The organism is Streptomyces seoulensis, assembly GCF_004328625.1.
Taxonomy (GTDB): domain Bacteria; phylum Actinomycetota; class Actinomycetes; order Streptomycetales; family Streptomycetaceae; genus Streptomyces; species Streptomyces seoulensis.
Window position 1 is genome coordinate 5,843,276 of record NZ_CP032229.1, and the last position, 17,469, is coordinate 5,860,744.

General features: G+C 71.5%; 11 protein-coding genes and 2 pseudogenes. 6 read left to right on the plus strand and 7 right to left on the minus strand.

The annotated features are described in order from the left end of the window. Positions 1-126 precede the first annotated feature (126 nt). Positions 127-3,105, plus strand: coding sequence for a type 1 periplasmic-binding domain-containing protein (locus tag D0Z67_RS26955; protein WP_051887866.1), 2,979 nt, complete (start codon positions 127-129; stop codon positions 3,103-3,105). Here the strand turns inward: D0Z67_RS26955 and D0Z67_RS26960 are convergent. The 3 genes and pseudogenes from D0Z67_RS26960 to D0Z67_RS26970 all read right to left on the minus strand — a co-directional run bounded on the left by D0Z67_RS26960 (position 3,102) and on the right by D0Z67_RS26970 (position 5,296). Then, positions 3,102-4,084: pseudogene (locus D0Z67_RS26960) on the minus strand (IS5 family transposase). The gene D0Z67_RS26955 and the pseudogene D0Z67_RS26960 overlap by 4 nt on opposite strands. Next, complete coding sequence (locus D0Z67_RS26965) at positions 3,990-4,352, minus strand: hypothetical protein (protein ID WP_031183316.1); 363 nt, start codon at positions 4,350-4,352, stop codon at positions 3,990-3,992. The pseudogene D0Z67_RS26960 and the gene D0Z67_RS26965 overlap by 95 nt, the downstream one beginning before the upstream one ends. Then, the gene (locus tag D0Z67_RS26970) at positions 4,349-5,296 is read right to left on the minus strand and encodes a MerR family transcriptional regulator (RefSeq protein WP_037775907.1); all 948 of its coding nucleotides are present in this window, start codon (positions 5,294-5,296) and stop codon (positions 4,349-4,351) included. Before D0Z67_RS26970 ends, D0Z67_RS26965 begins: the two co-directional genes overlap by 4 nt. Before the next feature lie 89 nt (positions 5,297-5,385). On the opposite strand from D0Z67_RS26970, the gene D0Z67_RS26975 reads away from it, so the two are divergent. The 3 genes and pseudogenes from D0Z67_RS26975 to D0Z67_RS26985 form a co-directional block, all read left to right on the plus strand. After that, positions 5,386-6,876: a dienelactone hydrolase family protein gene (locus D0Z67_RS26975; protein WP_031183314.1), complete on the plus strand. Its 1,491-nt coding sequence runs from the start codon at positions 5,386-5,388 to the stop codon at positions 6,874-6,876. Positions 6,877-7,092: 216 nt separating this feature from the next. Beyond that, complete coding sequence (locus tag D0Z67_RS26980) at positions 7,093-9,216, plus strand: glycoside hydrolase family 6 protein (RefSeq protein ID WP_051888080.1); 2,124 nt, start codon at positions 7,093-7,095, stop codon at positions 9,214-9,216. A gap of 44 nt (positions 9,217-9,260) precedes the next feature. Then, positions 9,261-10,025, plus strand: a pseudogene (locus tag D0Z67_RS26985) (GH12 family glycosyl hydrolase domain-containing protein); the annotation flags it as partial. Positions 10,026-10,078: 53 nt separating this feature from the next. On the opposite strand, the gene D0Z67_RS26990 reads toward D0Z67_RS26985, so the two are convergent. The 3 genes from D0Z67_RS26990 to D0Z67_RS27000 all read right to left on the minus strand — a co-directional run bounded on the left by D0Z67_RS26990 (position 10,079) and on the right by D0Z67_RS27000 (position 13,408). Next, a complete protein-coding gene (locus D0Z67_RS26990; RefSeq protein WP_031183311.1) occupies positions 10,079-11,566 on the minus strand; it encodes a CoA transferase in 1,488 nt (495 codons plus the stop codon). 32 nt (positions 11,567-11,598) lie between these two features. Then, positions 11,599-12,576 (minus strand): 3-hydroxyacyl-CoA dehydrogenase family protein, encoded by a 978-nt coding sequence (locus tag D0Z67_RS26995; protein ID WP_031183310.1) that lies wholly within the window; start codon positions 12,574-12,576, stop codon positions 11,599-11,601. Positions 12,577-12,670: 94 nt separating this feature from the next. Continuing rightward, positions 12,671-13,408 carry an acetoacetate decarboxylase gene (locus D0Z67_RS27000; RefSeq protein ID WP_031183309.1) on the minus strand — a complete coding sequence of 246 codons (738 nt, stop codon included), beginning with the start codon at positions 13,406-13,408 and terminating at the stop codon, positions 12,671-12,673. A gap of 114 nt (positions 13,409-13,522) precedes the next feature. On the opposite strand from D0Z67_RS27000, the gene D0Z67_RS27005 reads away from it, so the two are divergent. Further along, positions 13,523-14,440: a LysR family transcriptional regulator gene (locus D0Z67_RS27005; protein WP_234312904.1), complete on the plus strand. Its 918-nt coding sequence runs from the start codon at positions 13,523-13,525 to the stop codon at positions 14,438-14,440. 21 nt (positions 14,441-14,461) lie between these two features. Here D0Z67_RS27005 and D0Z67_RS27010 read toward each other — a convergent pair whose 3' ends face one another. Then, entirely contained in the window at positions 14,462-14,884 is a 423-nt protein-coding gene (locus tag D0Z67_RS27010) for a hypothetical protein (RefSeq protein ID WP_131589719.1), read from the minus strand. A gap of 230 nt (positions 14,885-15,114) precedes the next feature. Between D0Z67_RS27010 and D0Z67_RS27015 the strand changes: the two genes are divergently transcribed. Further along, the gene (locus D0Z67_RS27015; protein WP_031183306.1) at positions 15,115-17,466 is read left to right on the plus strand and encodes a discoidin domain-containing protein; all 2,352 of its coding nucleotides are present in this window, start codon (positions 15,115-15,117) and stop codon (positions 17,464-17,466) included. The last annotated feature ends 3 nt before the right edge of the window (positions 17,467-17,469 follow it).

The following is a 17,469-nucleotide window of genomic DNA, read 5'->3' on the forward strand; positions in this document are numbered from 1 at the left end:
CGATGCCCGTACCGCTGCGGGCTGGTCACATTTGTGCCACTCTCCCCCGCACGACGCACCGGCTGGGCAGACTTCACACCACTCCTTGTCCGAAAGGAGTACGAAGTCGACCCTGAGGAGCACGAGTTGGTGACCCGCCTGGGCAGCGCAGACAGCCGACGGCACTACGCGACCACCCCGCGTCTCATCGAGATGCTGGACGCGATCTTCCAGGCGTTCCGGCGCCGCAGCCCCATGGCACTGCCGGAGTTCGTGCTGTACGCGGACGGCGGGTCACCGGAGGGCGACGAGGCCGTACGCGGCAGCCTCGCCGAGCTGCGACAGGAACTGCGGTCGCGGGGCGTGCCGTTCGCCGCCGTCCGGCAGTCCGCGCTCGTCGACCCCACCGACGGCGGCAGCCCGATGGTGCGCGCCCTGCGGGTCGTCCAGGCACTCGGCGGCAAGCCCGCCCGCTCCGGGGGCGAGCCGTACGTGGAGCCGCACGCCTGGCGCGGCGGCCGACGCCAGTACGGCCAGTACTCCTTCCCGCGCAGCGAGCTGCTCCTCGCCATAGAGAACGTCGTACGGGAGGCCGGCCCCGACACCGAGCCGGACGAGCTGCTGCACGGGCTGAACCGCACCGGCTGGCGGCCCGGCGGCATCCAGTGGACGGCCAGGCTGCGCGACGCCGCCACCGACGCCTCCCGTACCGTCCCCGCCCTGCTCATCGCGGTCGTCGCGGTGCTCATCACCGACAAACCCTGGTACGTGACGCTGCTGTTCCTCGCCGTGGTGATGGCCGCGCTGCTGGCGCTGAGCATCCTGCCGGGACGCGCGCCGGTGTTCCTCGGACTGCGCCGCGAGGTCCGCTGGTTCCTCAGCACCACCTACCTCAACCAGGGCCCGCGCGCCGACCGGGGCGAGGGCCTCACCTGGCGCCTGCTGCGGCTCTGGCCGCCGGGTGCGGTACGCCAGCGGGTCGCCGCCGTGGCGCGGGACATCCAGGACGGCGGCCTGCTCGACGAGCACCGCACCGGCAGCGGCGACGAGGACGCCCAGCGCCGCCACCTCCAGCTGCGGGTACACGCCCTGCGCGAGGACCTGCGCGACGCGCACCGCGCCTGGTCACTGGACCTGCGCGGACGCAAGCGCCCCACCCCGCCGGTACTCGTCCTGCCCGACGCCACCGCCGACAACGGCCTGATCGAACTCCTGCGCGCCATCAGCGACATCCGCAGCATCCGCAGCGAACTCGACCCCCTGCTCGTCATCGCCGCCGTACGGCACGAGGACATCGGCCTGCTCCAGCGCAGCTACGCGGCCGAGCCCGCCGCGAGCCACCTCCACGGCTCCGGCGCCGACCTGCCCGCCTGGTACGCGAGCTGGAACCGCGCCCGCCGGGTCACCCAGTCGCCCAGCCTGGAGGGCAGCACCCTGCCGTGGGTGCTGCGGGTACCGCTGCCGGAGGGGCTGCTGCTCCACCCCGACCTCGGCGTGGGCTCCCCGCGCCTCTCCCGGCTGTCCACCGGGCGCCCCCGCTGGACCTGGCTGTGGTCGCTGCCCGCGCTGGCCCTCGTCCTCGCCGCCACCGGGCTCGGGCTCGGCGTCCGCGACCACCGGCTGACCAGCCAGTACTGCTCCAGCGACCTGCGCGGCGCCAACCAGGACACCCGGCGGGTCGAGACACCCGGCGGCAAGGGCCCCGAGTGCGTCGGCGTGGCGACCGGCGGGGTCACCTTCCCCGTCGCCCGGCAGCTCCAGGAACTGATCCGCCAGGAGAACGCGTCGATCGGCAACAGCGACTACGTCACGCTGGTCTACGCGGGTCCACTCAGCGGACCCGACCCGGAGGGCAAGAACGACGACCAACTGGTCAAGGGATTCGAGGAGTTGCGCGGCGCCTACATCGCCCAGCACGCCAACAACGCCTCCCAGCCGGTGAAGCTGCGCCTGCTGGTCGCCAACGGCGGTACGGACATGGCGAGTCAGGCCACGATGGCCGAGCGGATCGTGGAGGTGGCACGGCGGGACCGTACGATCGTCGGCGTGGTCGGCATCGGCCGCGACATGACCGACACCGACAAGGTGCTGGAGACCCTGCGGCAGGCCGAACTCCCCGTGGTCTCCGGCACCAACTCCGGTACCTGGCTGCTCGACAAGCCCAACTTCTTCAACCTGGCCGCCACCGACCAGTGGCAGGTACGGCAACTCCGCCTGCTTGCCCAGCAGTTGCGCGCGCCCGGCACCCACGGCTACGGCACCGCCGGCCGTGCCGTCGTCCTCGGCCGCAGCCCCGTCACCCACGACCGCTACACCCGCGAGCAGATGGACCACGGCGCCCGGATGCTCACCGACGTGGGCTACCGGGTCGACCGGCTGGAACGGTACGGACTGAGCAACGGCCGCCCGGTGCTCGGCCGCCAGGTCGGCCAGATCTGCCAGGAGGGCGAGGTGCCCCGGGTCGTCTACTTCGCCGGCCGCACCGAGGACGTCAACGCCCTGATGGACGGCATCACTTCCGAACCCGGCTGCAACGGCAAGCAGATCGCGGTCCTCGCCGGGGACGACCTCTCCCAGGCCGGCTTCGACTCCGAGCGCAGCAGCGTCGCCGCCAACGTCACCCTCTACCACCTCGTCCTCACCGCCCCCGGCACCAAGAACCAGGGCACCATCTTCGTCAACAACCTGCGCAAACTCGGCCCCGACCAGGAGAAGATCCTCGGCCTGAGCGCGGCGACCCCGCAGACCGACAGCGCCCTCAGCGACGGGCAGACCATGCTGATGCACGACGCCACCGAGGTGCTCTACCGCGCCGCGACCGGCGACGGACGCCCGCGCGGCCGGGCCGAGGCGTGGTCCGGTCTGCTGCGCACCAACATCGACAACCTCGCCACCGGCCGTGTCGACTTCACCGCCGTCACCCAGGACAACGCCCACGACCAGGGCCTCGAACCCGGCACCCGCGACAACTACGCCATCTCCCTGGTCCGCGTCGCCAACACCGGCGGCGCCCACTACGACCGCACCGTCCTCTGCTCCCGCCGCGCGGGCGACCGGCGCCCCTTGACGGAGAAGGAGTGCGACGTGAACCGCAAAGCGCCGTCGTCCCCGCAGCCGCGCCCCTAGGGGGTGTCCGGAAAGTCGTTGAGCCAGAGGCGGAGGCAGGCAAGGGTGACCATGGCCCGGTAGTGAATGGCTCGTTTGTCGTAGCGTGTGGCCAGGGCCCGGTTCTGCTTGAGGCGGCTGAAGCAGCGCTCGATGACGTTGCGCCGCCGGTAAGCGGCTTTGTCGAGGCGGCAGCGGCTCTCGCCGCGGCGGATGCGTCCGTTGATCTGGTCGATGCGTTCCGGGATCGCTGCCGCGATGCCGCGTCGTCGCAGGTAGGCGCGGATCTTGCGGGCCGAGTAGCCTTTGTCCGCGACGACGCGGCCGGGCCGGGTGCGCGGCCGGCCCGGCCCAGGACGCGCGATCTTGATCTGGTCCATGACCGGCTCGAGCTGAGTGCAGTCGTTCACGTTCCCGCCCGTCAGCGTGAACGCCAGGGGCCGGCCCAGGCCGTCGCAGGCCAGGTGGATCTTGCTGGTCAGGCCGCCCCGCGACCGGCCGAGCGCCTCGCCTTCCCAGGGCCCCCTTTTCGGGCCCCGGCGGCGTGCTGATGGGCCCGGACCGTGGTCGAGTCCACGCACACAACCGTCCAGTCGACCCGCCCGACGGCGTCGGAGTGCTGCTGGACGTGGGCCAGCAGACGGTCCCACGTGCCGTCGGCGGACCAGTTCCGGAACCGTTCGTAGACCGTCTTCCAGGGCCCGTACCGCTCGGGCAGGTCACGCCAGGCAGCCCCGGTGGACAGCTTCCACAAGATCCCGTTCACCACCTGCCGCCGGTCCCGACCAGGCCTGCCCATCCGACCCGGCGCCAGCAACGGAGCGATCAACGCCCACGACTCATCGGTCAGTTCATGCCTACGCACCACGAACGGACCAACGAGCCACCGACTTTCCGGACACCCCCTAGGGAGTGTCCCTCCGATCGCCCACCTCCGCGCGGAGCAACCGGCCGGCGAGGGACCGGACGTCGCCCCACACCGGCTCCACGGCCAGCTCATCGGCCCAGAGCCCGGTGCGGGGCGCGTCCTCGGCCTCGGCCAGCCGCCGCCCGATGGCCCGCACCTCGCGGAGAGTCCCCGGCTCACCCAGCCCGCGCTCCACGAGCCCCTCCCAGATCCGGCAGAGCAGCAGCACCTCCTCCACGGCGGACCCCGCCTCGACCGCCTGCTCGCCCAGCCACGCCAGCTGATCGTCGAGGTCCGCCGCGAGGAGGGTCATGAAGCGCAGCGCCCAGGTGCGCAGGTGTGCGTCGCCGAGGTCACTCACAGGAGCACGGTCGCATCGGGGTCTCCGGCCGCTCCGGCGAGCGCCTCGCGCAGCCACGCCTCGGCCGCGCCCGGCGTGGGCTCCGGTGGGGCACCCGGCGGGGTCGCCAGCTCGGAGACGACGTCCCAGTAGTGGTCCAGGCGGGGCTCGTCGGCCAGGACGCCGGTCAGCCGCCGCCGGAAGGCCGCGCTGTCGCGGGCGCCCCCGGCTTCCGCCCAGGCCGCGACGAACCGGTCCAGGGCCTCGCCCCCGGCCGGGGCACGCCCGGCCCGCAGCGCCGGGTCGGCGAGGTCGTACGCCTCCTTGAGGCCGGCGTAGAGGACGGCCGGGCGAAAGCCGTCGGTGAACCGCTTCGGCGCGGGCGGCCGGTCCAGGAGGCCCGGCGGGCAGGGCGCCGTGACGATCGCCCGCAGCCGCCCGAAGGCCAGGACGTGCGCCGGGGTGGGGTCGTGCGGTGGCGGGGGTACGGCCGTGTCGACGATCCCGGCCAGCAGGGGTGCCGGGAGCCGGGCCGGGAAGAGCCACCGGCGCCAGAAGCGGGCGAGGAGGTCGGTGTCGGGCGGGAGCCCCATGGCACCGATGAGGTCCAGCCGCCGGGCCCGCTCCTCCGGCGGGCAGTCCGCGAGCAGCTGGAGCGCCGCCTCCCGCCAGCGCAGCGCGGCGAGCTGGGGCCGCAGTTCGCGCAGACGGTCCGCGACCAGTCCCTCCAGTGCGTCGTCCCGCTCCAGCGCCCGGCCCACGTCCGGTACCGGCAGGTCCAGGGTGCGCAGGGAGCGGATCATCCGCAGCCGGCCCAGCGCTTCCGGGCCGTACCGGCGGTGGCCCCCGGAGCTGCGTCCGGTCTCGGGCAGGAGTCCCTGGTCGGAGTAGAAGCGGACGGTCTTCACGGTGACGCCCGCCCGCGCCGCCAGTTCCCCGATGCTCCACGACGTCACTCCGGTCACGCCTTGAACCTCCTCCAGGGGGAGTTCCTACGGTAGCGGCGCGCGCGGCCGACGACACGGCCGTGCCGGACCGGTGGGAGGAGCCGAGGATGACGACACGGGACACAGGGGCAGAGGCCGCGTTCGTGCTGGTGCCCGAGGCGCACACGGGGGACTGGGTGTGGGAGCGGGTGGCGGCCGCGCTGCGGCGGGCGGGGGCGCGGGTGCGCTGTGTGGCGCTTCCCGGGGGTGGTTCCTCCGGTGCGGTCGACCTGGAGACGCATGTCGCGGAGGTGGTCCGCCAGGTCGACGCGGCGGGGGAGCGCGTGGTGCTGGTCGGGCACGGCTACGGACTGCTCCCGGCGCTGGGCGCCGCCGACCGGCGCCGGGAGCGGGTGGTCAGGGTCGTCCACCTGGCCGCTGCCGGGCTGCCCGAGGACGGCGACAGCGCCCTCGACGCACTCCCAGCCCTGCCGCGACCCGTGAACGGCGCGACCGACGTGCCGCCGCCGACGCGCGAGGAATGGCACCGGCTGGGCAGCACCGAGGGGCTCACCCCCGCCGAACTGGACCAGCTCACCGCCCGCGCCCTCCCGCAGCCCGCCGCCACTCTCACCCAGCCGCTCCGGCTCTCCGACGGCGCCGCCCGCATCCCGAGGACCGGCATCCTGTGCCCGGCCGACGGTTCGACCGTCGACCGGCTGCGCTGGATGGTGTCGCTCGGTGCCCCGCGTCTGAGCCTGCTCACCCGGCCGGGCAACACCTTCCTCGAACTGGCCACCGGGCACTGGCCGATGCTGTCCGAGCCGGACCTGCTGGCCAAGGCGCTGCGGCAGGCGGCGGCGGGCGAGGGGGAGAGCCTCGCGCTGCCTCCGGGACATGTACCGGACCACCTGCGGCCGTTCGTCCTGCCGGTGCCGGAACGGCCACGGGAGCGCGAGGAGCACGTCGACCTGTATCTGCCCGACGGCCAACAGCCGCGCCCCGCGATCGTGTTCGTGCACGGCGGCCCGCTGCCGGCCGGAATCCGGCCGACGCCACGCGACTGGCCGACCTTCACCGGGTACGCCACGCTCGCCGCGCAACTGGGCGCTGTCGGCGTCACGGTGGACCACCGGCTGCACGCGCCGGACGACCTCGCCCGTGCCGCCGAGGACGTGTCCGCGGCCGTCGGTCTCGTCCGCGCGCATCCCCGGGTCGACGGGGACCGGGTGGCCCTCTGGTTCTTCTCCGGCAGCGGCCCGTTGTCGGCGCCCTGGCTCTCCGCCCCGCCGCCGTGGCTGCGGTGTCTGGCGGCCAACTACCCCCTGCTGGAACCGCTTCCGGGTCACGGCACGGACGGCGACCGCTTCCGCCCGGCGGCAGCGGTGCGCGGCGCGGGGGACCTGCCGGTCGTGCTCACCCGCGTCGGCCTGGAGGACCCGATGCACGACGCGAGCGTGCGGAACTTCCTGGACGCCGCCGACGCGTGCGGCGCCCAGGTGCGGGTCATCTCCGCCCCGCACTGCCACCACGGCTTCGAGACGCTGGACCACACGGCCGAGGCCCGTACCGCCGTACAGGACGCGATGCGCCGGGTGCTCGGCAACCTCGAAGCCTGATCCGCACTCCCGTGGCCCGAACGGGTCCGGTCACGGCGCCCCGTACCGCCGCCAAAGGGGCTGCGGTCAAAGCGAGTTCGAGCACCGGGTGTTGACAGTTCCGTCACGCGGCCGCACGGTGGGAGCGCTCCCAAGGTAGGTGTCCGGCCTCGTGCCGGGCACCGTCAGCGCGATGCCGTACCCCCACCCGCTCACCGTGACCTTCAGGAGACCGGCATGTACTCCCGCAGAGCCGCACACCCGCACGCCCCGAGACGCGCCGCCGTACTGGCCGCCGCCGCGCTGCTCGGCACGCTCTCCCTGAGCGCCCTGCCGCAGACCGCCTCCGCCGCGGCCAAGCTGGACAATCCCTACGTCGGCGCCAAGCCCTATGTGAACCCGGACTGGTCGGCCAAGGCGGCGGCGGAGCCCGGTGGTTCGGCGGTGTCGGACCAGCCGACCTTCGTATGGCTGGACCGGATCGCCGCGATCAAGGGAACCTCGGAGGCGCGCGGTCTCAAGGCCCACCTCGACGCCGCCAAGGCGCAGGGCGCCAACCTCGTCCAGCTCGTGATCTACGACCTGCCCGGCCGGGACTGCGCCGCCCTCGCCTCCAACGGCGAGCTGGGCGCCGACGAACTCGGCCGCTACCAGACCGACTACATCGACCCGATCGCGGCCGTCCTCGCCGACTCGGCGTACGCGAGCCTGCGCATCGTCAACCTCATCGAGCCCGACTCGCTGCCCAACCTCGTCACCAACGCGGGCGGCACCGCGGGCTCCACGCCCCAGTGCGCCACGATGAAGGCCAACGGCAACTACGAGAAGGGCGTCGGCTACGCCCTGCACAAGCTCGGCGCGCTGCCCAACACCTACAACTACATCGACGCCGGACACCACGGCTGGCTCGGCTGGGACTCCAACCTCGTCCCGGCCGCGCAGGAGTTCAAGAAGGCCGCCACCACCAGCGGCGCCACCGTGAGCGATGTGACGGGGTTCATCGTCAACACGGCCAACTACTCGCCCACCCGCGAGCCGTACGTCAAGATCACCGACACGGTCAACGGCACCACCGTGCGCCAGTCGAAGTGGATCGACTGGAACCAGTACGACGACGAGACGACGTTCGCGCAGGGGCTGCGGTCCGCGCTCGTCGCCCAGGGCTTCGACAGCGGCATCGGCATGCTGATCGACACCTCCCGCAACGGCTGGGGCGGCTCCGCCCGGCCGGCCGGACCCGGGCCGACGACCAGCGTGGACGCCTATGTCGACGGCGGCCGGATCGACCGGCGCATCCACGCCGGGAACTGGTGCAACCAGAGCGGCGCCGGCCTCGGCGAACGCCCGGCGGCCGCGCCCGACACGGGCATCGACGCGTATGTCTGGGCCAAGCCGCCGGGTGAGTCCGACGGCGCCAGCCAGCCCCTCGACAACGACGAGGGCAAGGGCTTCGACCAGATGTGCGACCCCACGTACGCCGGGAACGGCCGCAACGGCAACAACCCGACCGGGGCGCTGCCCAACTCCCCGTTGGCCGGGCACTGGTTCTCGGCGGAGTTCCGGCAGCTGCTCGCCAACGCCTACCCGGCGGTGGGCGGTTCGGGCGGCGGAGGCGGTGACACCCAGGCGCCGACCGCGCCCACCGGCCTCGCCGTCTCCGCGACCACGGCCGACAGCGTCTCCCTCACCTGGCGCGCGGCGACCGACAACACCGGGGTGACCGGGTACGACGTCTACCGGGGCGGCACCAAGGTCGGCAGCTCCACCACCACCTCGTACACCGACACCGGCCTGTCCGCCGCCACCGCCTACACGTACACCGTCAAGGCCAAGGACGCGGCCGGGAACGTCTCGGTCGCCTCGGCGGCCGTCTCCGCGACCACCAAGACGTCCGGCGGAGGAGGCGGCTCGACCGGGATCAAGGCGCAGTACAAGAACAACGACTCCTCGGCCGCCGACAACCAGATCAGGCCCGGCATCCAGCTCGTCAACTCCGGTTCAGGCGCCGTCGATCTGTCCAAGGTGACGGTCCGGTACTGGTTCACCGGCGAGTCCGCCTCGGCCGGCTACCAGACGTGGTGCGACTACGCCCAGCTCGGCTGCTCCGCCGTGAAGACCTCCGTCACGGCACTCCCGGCGGCCCGTACCGGCGCCGACCACACCCTCGACGTCACCTTCACCTCGGGCTCGCTGGCCGCCGGTGCCGGTACCGGCGATCTCCAGCTGCGGCTCGCCAAGTCGGACTGGTCGAACTTCGACGAGACCGACGACTACAGCCGCGGCACCGGCACGTCGTACGCCGACGCCCCCAAGGTGACCGTCTACGTCAACGGCACGCTCGCCTGGGGCGTCGAGCCGTAGACCGTGGACACCTCCCCCCACGTACGTACGGAAGGAAACCCCCCATGCGTGTGAAGTCGCGCAAGTTACGCTCCGTCACGGCGGCCCTCGTGCTGGCCGCCGGTTCGGTCACCGCGCTGACGGCCACCACTGGCTCCGCCCACGCGGACGCGCAGGTGTGCGACCAGTTCGGCTCGGTCACCACGCCCGGCGGCTACGTCGTGCAGAACAACGCCTGGGGCACCTCCGCCCCGCAGTGCGTGACCCAGGTCGGCGACGGCTTCCAGCTCACCCGCGCCGACGGCTCCGTGCCCACCAACGGCGCCCCGAAGTCGTATCCCTCGATCTTCGCGGGCTGCCACTACACCAACTGCTCGCCCGGCACGAACCTGCCCAAGCGGATCGGGAGCATCGGCAGCGTGCCCAGCTCGATCACGTACCAGTACGCCGGCGGCGCGGTGTTCGACGCCGCGTACGACATCTGGCTGGACCCGACGCCGAGGACGGACGGCGTCAACAAGACCGAGATCATGATCTGGCTCGACCGGACCGGCCCCGTCCAGCCGATCGGCTCCGTGACCGGCACCGTCTCCCTCGCCGGGCAGAACTGGGACGTGTGGCGGGGCAGCAACGGCACGAACGACGTGATCTCCTACGTCGCTTCCTCGTCCCTGACCGGCCTGAACTTCAACGTCAAGGACTTCATCGACCACACCGTCTCCCAGGGCCTCGCCACCCCGGACTGGTACCTCACCAGCATCCAGGCGGGCTTCGAACCCTGGGAGAACGGGGCGGGACTGGCGGTCACCAACTTCTCGGTGGCTGTCAACTGACCAGTGCGCGCCGGGGCGGTGACCACCACCGCCCCGGCGCGTCGGGCTCGTCAGGCGGCCGGGAGCCATTCCGGGCGCTGGGAGCCGCGGGGGACGAGGATCTGTCGGTAGGCGCCGGGGGTGTCGGACATCCGGACCTGGTCGGTGATGCCCTGGTAGTGGCCGAGCGGGGTCTCGGCCGTGAAGAGGTCGGGGTCCGGGTAGGCGTGGAGGTCGCCGGTACCGGCGATCCGCTTCGCGTACTCCTGGTCGAAGATGCCCATGGAGAGAATCCACAGGGCCACGCGGGACAGCGAGACGTGGACGCGGTAGCTGCCGCCGTCCACGGCACGGCGGCGCAGGGCCTCGGCGATGCCGGCGGTCATGAACCAGGAGACGAGATAGTCGTTGACCACCGTGATGGGCGGGAGCGCGGGCTTGTCGCCGTCGCCCTCCAGGTGCAGCAGGCCGGTGAGGGCGCCGGCGGTCTGGTCGAAGCCGAGGTAGTCCTTCCACGGGCCGGTCCGCCCGTTCAGCGAGACCGTCGCGTAGATCAGACCGGGGCGGCGCTCGATCGCCTCCTCCTCGGACAAGCCGATGCGGTCCAGGAAGCCGGGGCGCCGGTTGGCGTAGAAGACGTCGGCCTCGGACTGGAGCCGGTGGATGAGGGCGAGGCCCTCCTCGGTGTACGGGCTCACCGTCGCCGAACGCACGCCCACGCCCGTCGTGTTGTACGTGACGTCGTGCTCCAGCTCGGTCGGCCGCCACAGGTTCAGCACGTCCGCGCCGTGCAGCGCCATGGCACGACCGGCACCGGCACCCGCGATGATGTGGCCCATGCCGAGCGCGCGGACCCCGTCCAGCGGCGCGACCGGGTCGGCGGGCAGCGGCTCGGGATCGCTGTCACCGATGCGGGTGATCTCCACCAGCGGCAGCGTGGACAGCACCTGCTGGTACTGCTCCTCGTCGAGGATCTCCTGCGGCGTGCGCACCATCGGCATCACACACCCGGCCTCGGCGCCGGCCCGCTCCAGCTCCCGCGCGTCCCACTTCGCGATCGCGGCCTCGACATGCTCGGGCACGTCACCGACGCCGAGCAGGCGCTGCGCGGCGACCTTGATGTTGGGATAGATGTTGAACGGCATCATCCAGCGGCCGTCCGCGCTGCGGTAGAAGTTGTTGACGAACGCCATGTTGATCAGCGACGGGGTGCCGCCCGGATAGCCGTTGAGCAGCTCCCACTTGCGCTCGTAGAACGGGCACAGCCGGTGCGGGCCCTTGCGCAGGTCCATGTGGATGTCCTGGCCGCGGCCGGTGCGGTCCTTCCACAGGGCTGCGATCGCGGCGGACTTGGCGACCAGCGCGATCCCGGAGGCCGCGCCGAGCCGCAGGGTGCTGGGGACGACCGGGTCGGCGCCCTCGAAGGTGATGTCACCGCCGGTGTCGCCCGGCTTCAGGCCGATGCCCGCGAGCACCTCCTCCGCCTCGGCACGCACGTCGAACGCGTCGTCCGTGGCCGGGTCGGCGACGGCCTTCTTGATCTTCTGGGTGAGGTCCATGTTTCTTCGCCTCTTTGTACGTTGTCGCTGGATCAGGCGTGCGTGGGGCCGGAGTCGGGCGTCTCGCCGAGGGCGCGCATCAGCGTGATCTGCGCGCGGTCGCGCTCGGCGGCCAGCTCCTCGACCGTGCCGGTGCCGAAGGCGTCGTGGGCCTGGTCGACGAGTGTGTTGACGGTGGCCTCGTCGAAGGTGGGACTGCCCAGGGCCGGCCACATGTTGTCCTCCATCGCGCGGCCCAGGTGCTCGATGAAGTGCGGGAGTCCGCCGGGGCCCCCGCCCAGGTGGAAGGTGCGGAACGGACCGGCGACCGCCCAGCGCAGCCCGATGGAGGAGGTGACGATCTCGTCCAGTTCCGCCTCGGTCACCACGCCCTCGGCGACGAGGTGCACGCACTCGCGGAACAGCGCGGACTGGAGGCGGTTGGCGACGAAACCCGGCACCTCCTTGTGCAGGACCTGGGGCTTCTTGCCGAGAGCGGTGTAGAACTCCCGCGCCCGCTCGACCGTCTCCGCCGATGTCTTCTCGCCGGGCACGACCTCCACCAGCGGCACCAGATGCGGCGGGTTGAAGGGGTGCCCCACGACGAGGCGCTCGGGCTGCCGCAGCGCGGTGGCGATGGCGCTCGCCGGGATGCCGGAGGTCGACGTGGCCAGCAGCGCGTGCGCGGGAGCCGCGTCCTCGATCGTCCGCCAGATCTGCTGCTTGAGGTCCAGCCGCTCGGGGCCGTTCTCCTGGACGATGTCCGCCTCGGCCACGGCGGTGGCGAGGTCAGCCTCGAAGGAGAGCCCGGCGGTGAGGTCCTCCGTGGGCAGGCCCAGCTCGGCCAGGGCCGGGGTGATCTCGGCGAGGCCGGTGCGGACGATGTCCTCGATGTCCGCGCGCGGGTCGCTGATCACCACGTCGATGCCGCGGGCCAGGAAGAGACCGGCCCAGGAGATACCGATGACGCCGCCGCCGATAATCGCGGCACGCCGGTAGGAGTCGGGGACGGGCTCGGTGGGAGAGGTCATGGTTCTGTGCTTTCTCGGTAGGGCTCTGTGCTCTACGGCCCGGTGCTTTTCGGCTCTGTGCTTTGCGGGCTCTGTGCTGTTCGACCGGGTGCGCTCAGGCGGCGAGGTAGTCGAAGACCGGCTCGACGGGGGCGAGGGTGAGGTCGGTGACGATGTGGCTGGCCCGGACCATCTCCAGCACCGGCAGGTCGGCGAGCGGCGCCATGACGTGCGCGAACAGCTGGAGCCGGGCCGGGGCGGTGAAGGCGCTCTTGACGGTGACGTCGGTGATCCGGGTGCGGACCAGCTCGCAGATGCGCGGGGTGCCGTCGTAGTGCGGGACCGTCTTGACCATGAAGGCAGGGGTGCTGATCTCCGCCAGGGCCTCGTCCGGGTCCAGGACGTGGTGCTTGTAGCCCATGGTGGCGGTCGCCACGCGCAGGGTGCCGTAGTCGAGCGTGCCTACCAGGGTGTCGGAGTCGACGTACAGGGTGGGGGAGCCGCCCTTCTTCGGGTACGCGCTGTACTCGCGGCCGCTGGAGATCGCCGGCACGCTGTCGACGTACATGGCGAGGTTGAACTCGCCCTTCTCGCCCTCGTGCTCGACGGCGATGAGCTGCCCGGCCTCGGTGTAGTCCCCGAGCCCGGTGGTGTCGGGCATCCGCATCATCTCGAAGCGGACGACCGGGTCGGTCACCGTCAGCGGCTCGGGCACCAGTCGGCGCAGCGCCTCGGGGTCGGTGCGGTAGTAGATGTTGAGGTACTCGCGGTCGGTGAAGCGGTACCGGGTGGGGGCGTAGGCCGGGGAGTCCACCGGGGTGGTGAACAGCCGGGCGACGTCCTGCTGGCGCATGGGGGCCTCCAGGTGAGAGGGCCGTGTGGGGGAAAGGGCGGCACGCTTCTCCGGTGACGCTCATGTGCCAGTGGACACCTCTGGAAGCCTGTCCGTCCAATATATGATCTGGTCATGAGCAATATGCTTGAGGATATTCAGCTGACCAGAAGGCTGCTGGAACAGTTTCTGGTGGTCGCCGACGAACGGCACTTCGGGCACGCGGCCGAGCGCCTCGGGATGAGCCAGCCGCCGCTCAGCCAGTCGATCCAGCGCCTCGAACGCGGCCTCGGGGTACGTCTCCTCGACCGGGGCCCCGGCGGGGTGACGCTGACGGCGGCGGGCGAGGTCTTCGCCGTGGACGCGCAGCGCCTCCTCGACTCCCAGTCCGCCGCCATCGAACGGGCCCGCCGGGTCGCCGCCGGCCTGGAGGGCGACGTCCGGGTGGGGTATGTGAGCATCCTCAGCCATCACTATCTGCCGGGGCTGCTCCGGGCGGCGGCGGAGGACCTCCCCGGCCTGCGGGTGCATCTGCACCAGGACTCGGCGGTCGCCCTGGCCGAGATGATCCGCAACGGCACTCTCGACCTCGCCTTTCTGCGCGACCCCGCTCCGCTGTCGGCCGACCTCGTCAGCCTCGACTTCGCGGTGGAGCGCATCGCGGCGGCGGTGCCGCGCCACCATCCGCTGGCCGACGCGGACACGATCGGGCTGGGCGACCTGCGCGACGAGGACTTCGTCCTGCCGGACCCCACCGCGCTGCCGACCCTCGCCCATCAGGTGCAGCTCGCCTGCCGCGAGGCGGGCTTCACCCCGCGCAGCCGCGCCGTCTCGGACGACCTGACCGGCCTGTTCAGCTACGTCGCGTCCGGGCTGTGCGTCAGCCTGCTGCCCGAGCGGCTGCGTGACTTCCACGTCGCCGAGGTCGCCTTCGTGCCGTTCGCGGAGCGGTCGCCCTACCTGGAGACCACCCTGGTCGCCATCCGCCGTCCGGACGCGGACGCCGCGGTCATGCGGCTGCTGGAGCTGATCACGCGACGCATGACCGGGTGACCGGCCCGCGCACGGGTGATCTCACGCCTGGCCGGGCGGCGCCCAGGGCTTCGGCGCGGGCGGCGGAGCCTGGAGGGCGCCGCGGAGAGACTCCCTGAAGGTCTTCGGCGGGGCCTCCTTCTCCTCGTGGGAGTGCAGGAGGCGGGCCGTCGTCACCCGTATGCGGGCCTCGCGGTCGCGCTGTCGCACGATCGCCACCCAGGCCCCGTCCTGGGCGAGCAGGACATGGCGGGCCGGCTCGTCCCCCGGGTTGGCGTGCCGGGCGACGGTGTCCGGTATGTAGCGCAGTGCCGCGTCCTCGGCGGCCGCGAGGGCCTGGGCCTCGCCGCCCTCGATGTGGTGGCTGCCCGTCAGCATCCAGCGGTGAAGCCGCAGTTGGTTGCCCTCGACATACTCCGTCACCCGTGTGTCCTCCTCGATGAGGACGTACCACTCAGCAGACATGTGTGGACCCAGCCGTTTTCTTCCAAGGACGCTCTTGAGCAGCGCGGAGACGTGCGTTCCCGCGCGGTCCGGCAATCCTGCCAGGTGGATCACCGGCGTGGGCGGCCTGTGGATAGTCGAGAATCTGCGTCCTCCTGTAACAATCTTGCGCAGCTTCGTGGACTTCATTTCCGTGTGCTTCTAGCTTTCTTGCGTCCGCTCACCCCCGCGAGCCTTGAGGACGCACACCCATGACCGCACCCCCGAACGGCAGATCCCTGCGCCAGGCCCTGGCGGCGACCGTGTCCATGGCGCTGGCCGCGGCCGGCACGCTCGTCGCCGTGGCCCTCGCACCCGAGGCTCACGCGGCCGGAGTACCGGCGCCTTCCCCCGTCGGCATATCCGGCCGGGGCGCGACCGTCCCGTTCAAGGAACAGGAGGCCGAGTACGCCGCCACCAACGGCACCCTCATCGGACCGGACCGCCTCTACGGCCACCTCCCCTCCGAGGCGTCCGGCAGGCAGGCGGTGACCCTCGACGCGCCGGGCGAGTACGTCGAGTTCACCCTGACCGCGCCGGCCAACGCGATGTCCTTCCGCTACTCGCTGCCCGACAACGCGGCGGGCACCGGGCGGGACGCGAGCATCGACCTGAAGATCAACGGCAACCAGCTCAAGTCCGTCCCGGTGACTTCCAAGTACGGCTGGTACTACGGGGGTTACCCCTTCAACAACAACCCCGGCGACTCCAACCCCCACCACTTCTACGACGAGACCCGCACCCTGCTCGGCTCGACCCTCCCGGCCGGGACCAAGGTGCGGCTCCAGGTGTCGTCCACCAGCACCTCACCGACGTTCACCATCGACCTCGCCGACTTCGAGCAGGTGGGTTCGCCCATCGGCAAGCCGTCCGGCGCGCTGGACGTGGTGAGCGACTTCGGCGCCGATCCGACCGGTGCGGCCGACTCCACCGCGAAGATCCAGGCGGCGGTCGACGCGGGCAAGGCGCAGGGCAGGGCGGTCTACATACCCCAGGGCACTTTCCAGGTGCGGGACCACATAGTGGTCGACCAGGTCACCCTGGCCGGCGCGGGCCCCTGGTACAGCGTCCTCACCGGCCGCGACCCGGTGAACCGGGCGAAGGCCGTGGGCGTGTACGGCAAGTACGCCAGCCAGGGCGGCAGCAAGAACGTCACCCTCAAGGACTTCGCCATCCTCGGGGACATCCGGGAGCGCGTCGACGACGACCAGGTCAACGCCATCGGTGGCGCGCTGTCCAACTCCACCGTCGACAACGTGTGGATGCAGCACACCAAGTGCGGGGCCTGGATGGACGGTCCCATGGACAACTTCACCATCAAGAACAGCCGCATCCTGGACCAGACCGCGGACGGCGTGAACTTCCACATGGGTGTCACCAACTCCACGGTGACCAACACCTTCGTCCGCAACACGGGTGACGACGGGCTCGCCATGTGGGCGGAGAACATACCGAACGTCAAGAACAAGTTCACCTACAACACGGTGGTGCTGCCCATCCTCGCCAACAACATCGTCACCTATGGCGGCAAGGACATCACCATCTCCGACAACGTGATGGCCGACACCATCACCAACGGCGGCGGGCTGCATGTCGCCAACCGGTATCCCGGTGTCAACTCGGGTCAGGGTACGGCCGTCTCCGGTACCACGACAGCGGCCCGCAATACCCTGATCCGGGCTGGTAACAACGACTACAACTGGCAGTTCGGGGTCGGCGCGGTGTGGTTCAGCGGGCTCAACGAGGCCCTGGACGCCACGGTCAACATCACCGACACCGAGATCCTCGACAGCTCCTACGCCGCGATCATGAACATCGAGGGCGCGACCAAGGGGCTGCATTTCGAGAACGTCCGGATCGACGGCGCCGGCACCTACGCCCTCCAGATCCAGGCGCCGGGCAACGCCTCGTTCACCAACGTCACGGCCACCCACATCGCCCAGTCCAACCCCATCCACAACTGCGTGGGCTCCGGCTTCGTCATCACCCGTGGCACCGGCAACAGCGGCTGGTACGCCGACCCGCCCGCCTGCACCGGTAACTGGCCGGCCCCGCAGTGGACCAACGGGGGAGTGCCCGGCGGCGGCACCACGCCGACCGACCCGCCCACCGATCCCCCCACGGACCCGCCGACCGACGACCCGACGGTGAATCTCGCCAAGAGCCGCCCGGTCACCGAGACGAGCCACACGGATGTCTATCCCGCGAGCAAGGCCGTCGACGGTGACGCGAACAGCTACTGGGAGAGCGCCAACAACGCCTTCCCGCAGTCCGTCACCGTCGACCTCGGCGCCGCGAAGGCGGTCAAGCGGGTCGTGCTGAAGCTGCCGCCGGCCACGGCGTGGGCCACCCGTACCCAGACGCTCAGCGTGCTCGGGAGCACCGACAACTCCACGTTCACCACGCTGAAGGCGTCGGCGGGCTACACCTTCAACCCGCCGAGCGGCAACACGGCGACCGTCACCCTGTCCGGTACCGCGACCCGGTACCTCCGTCTCACCTTCACCGGCAACACGGGCTGGCCCGCGGCCCAGCTCTCGGAACTGGAGGCGTACACGGGCTGACTC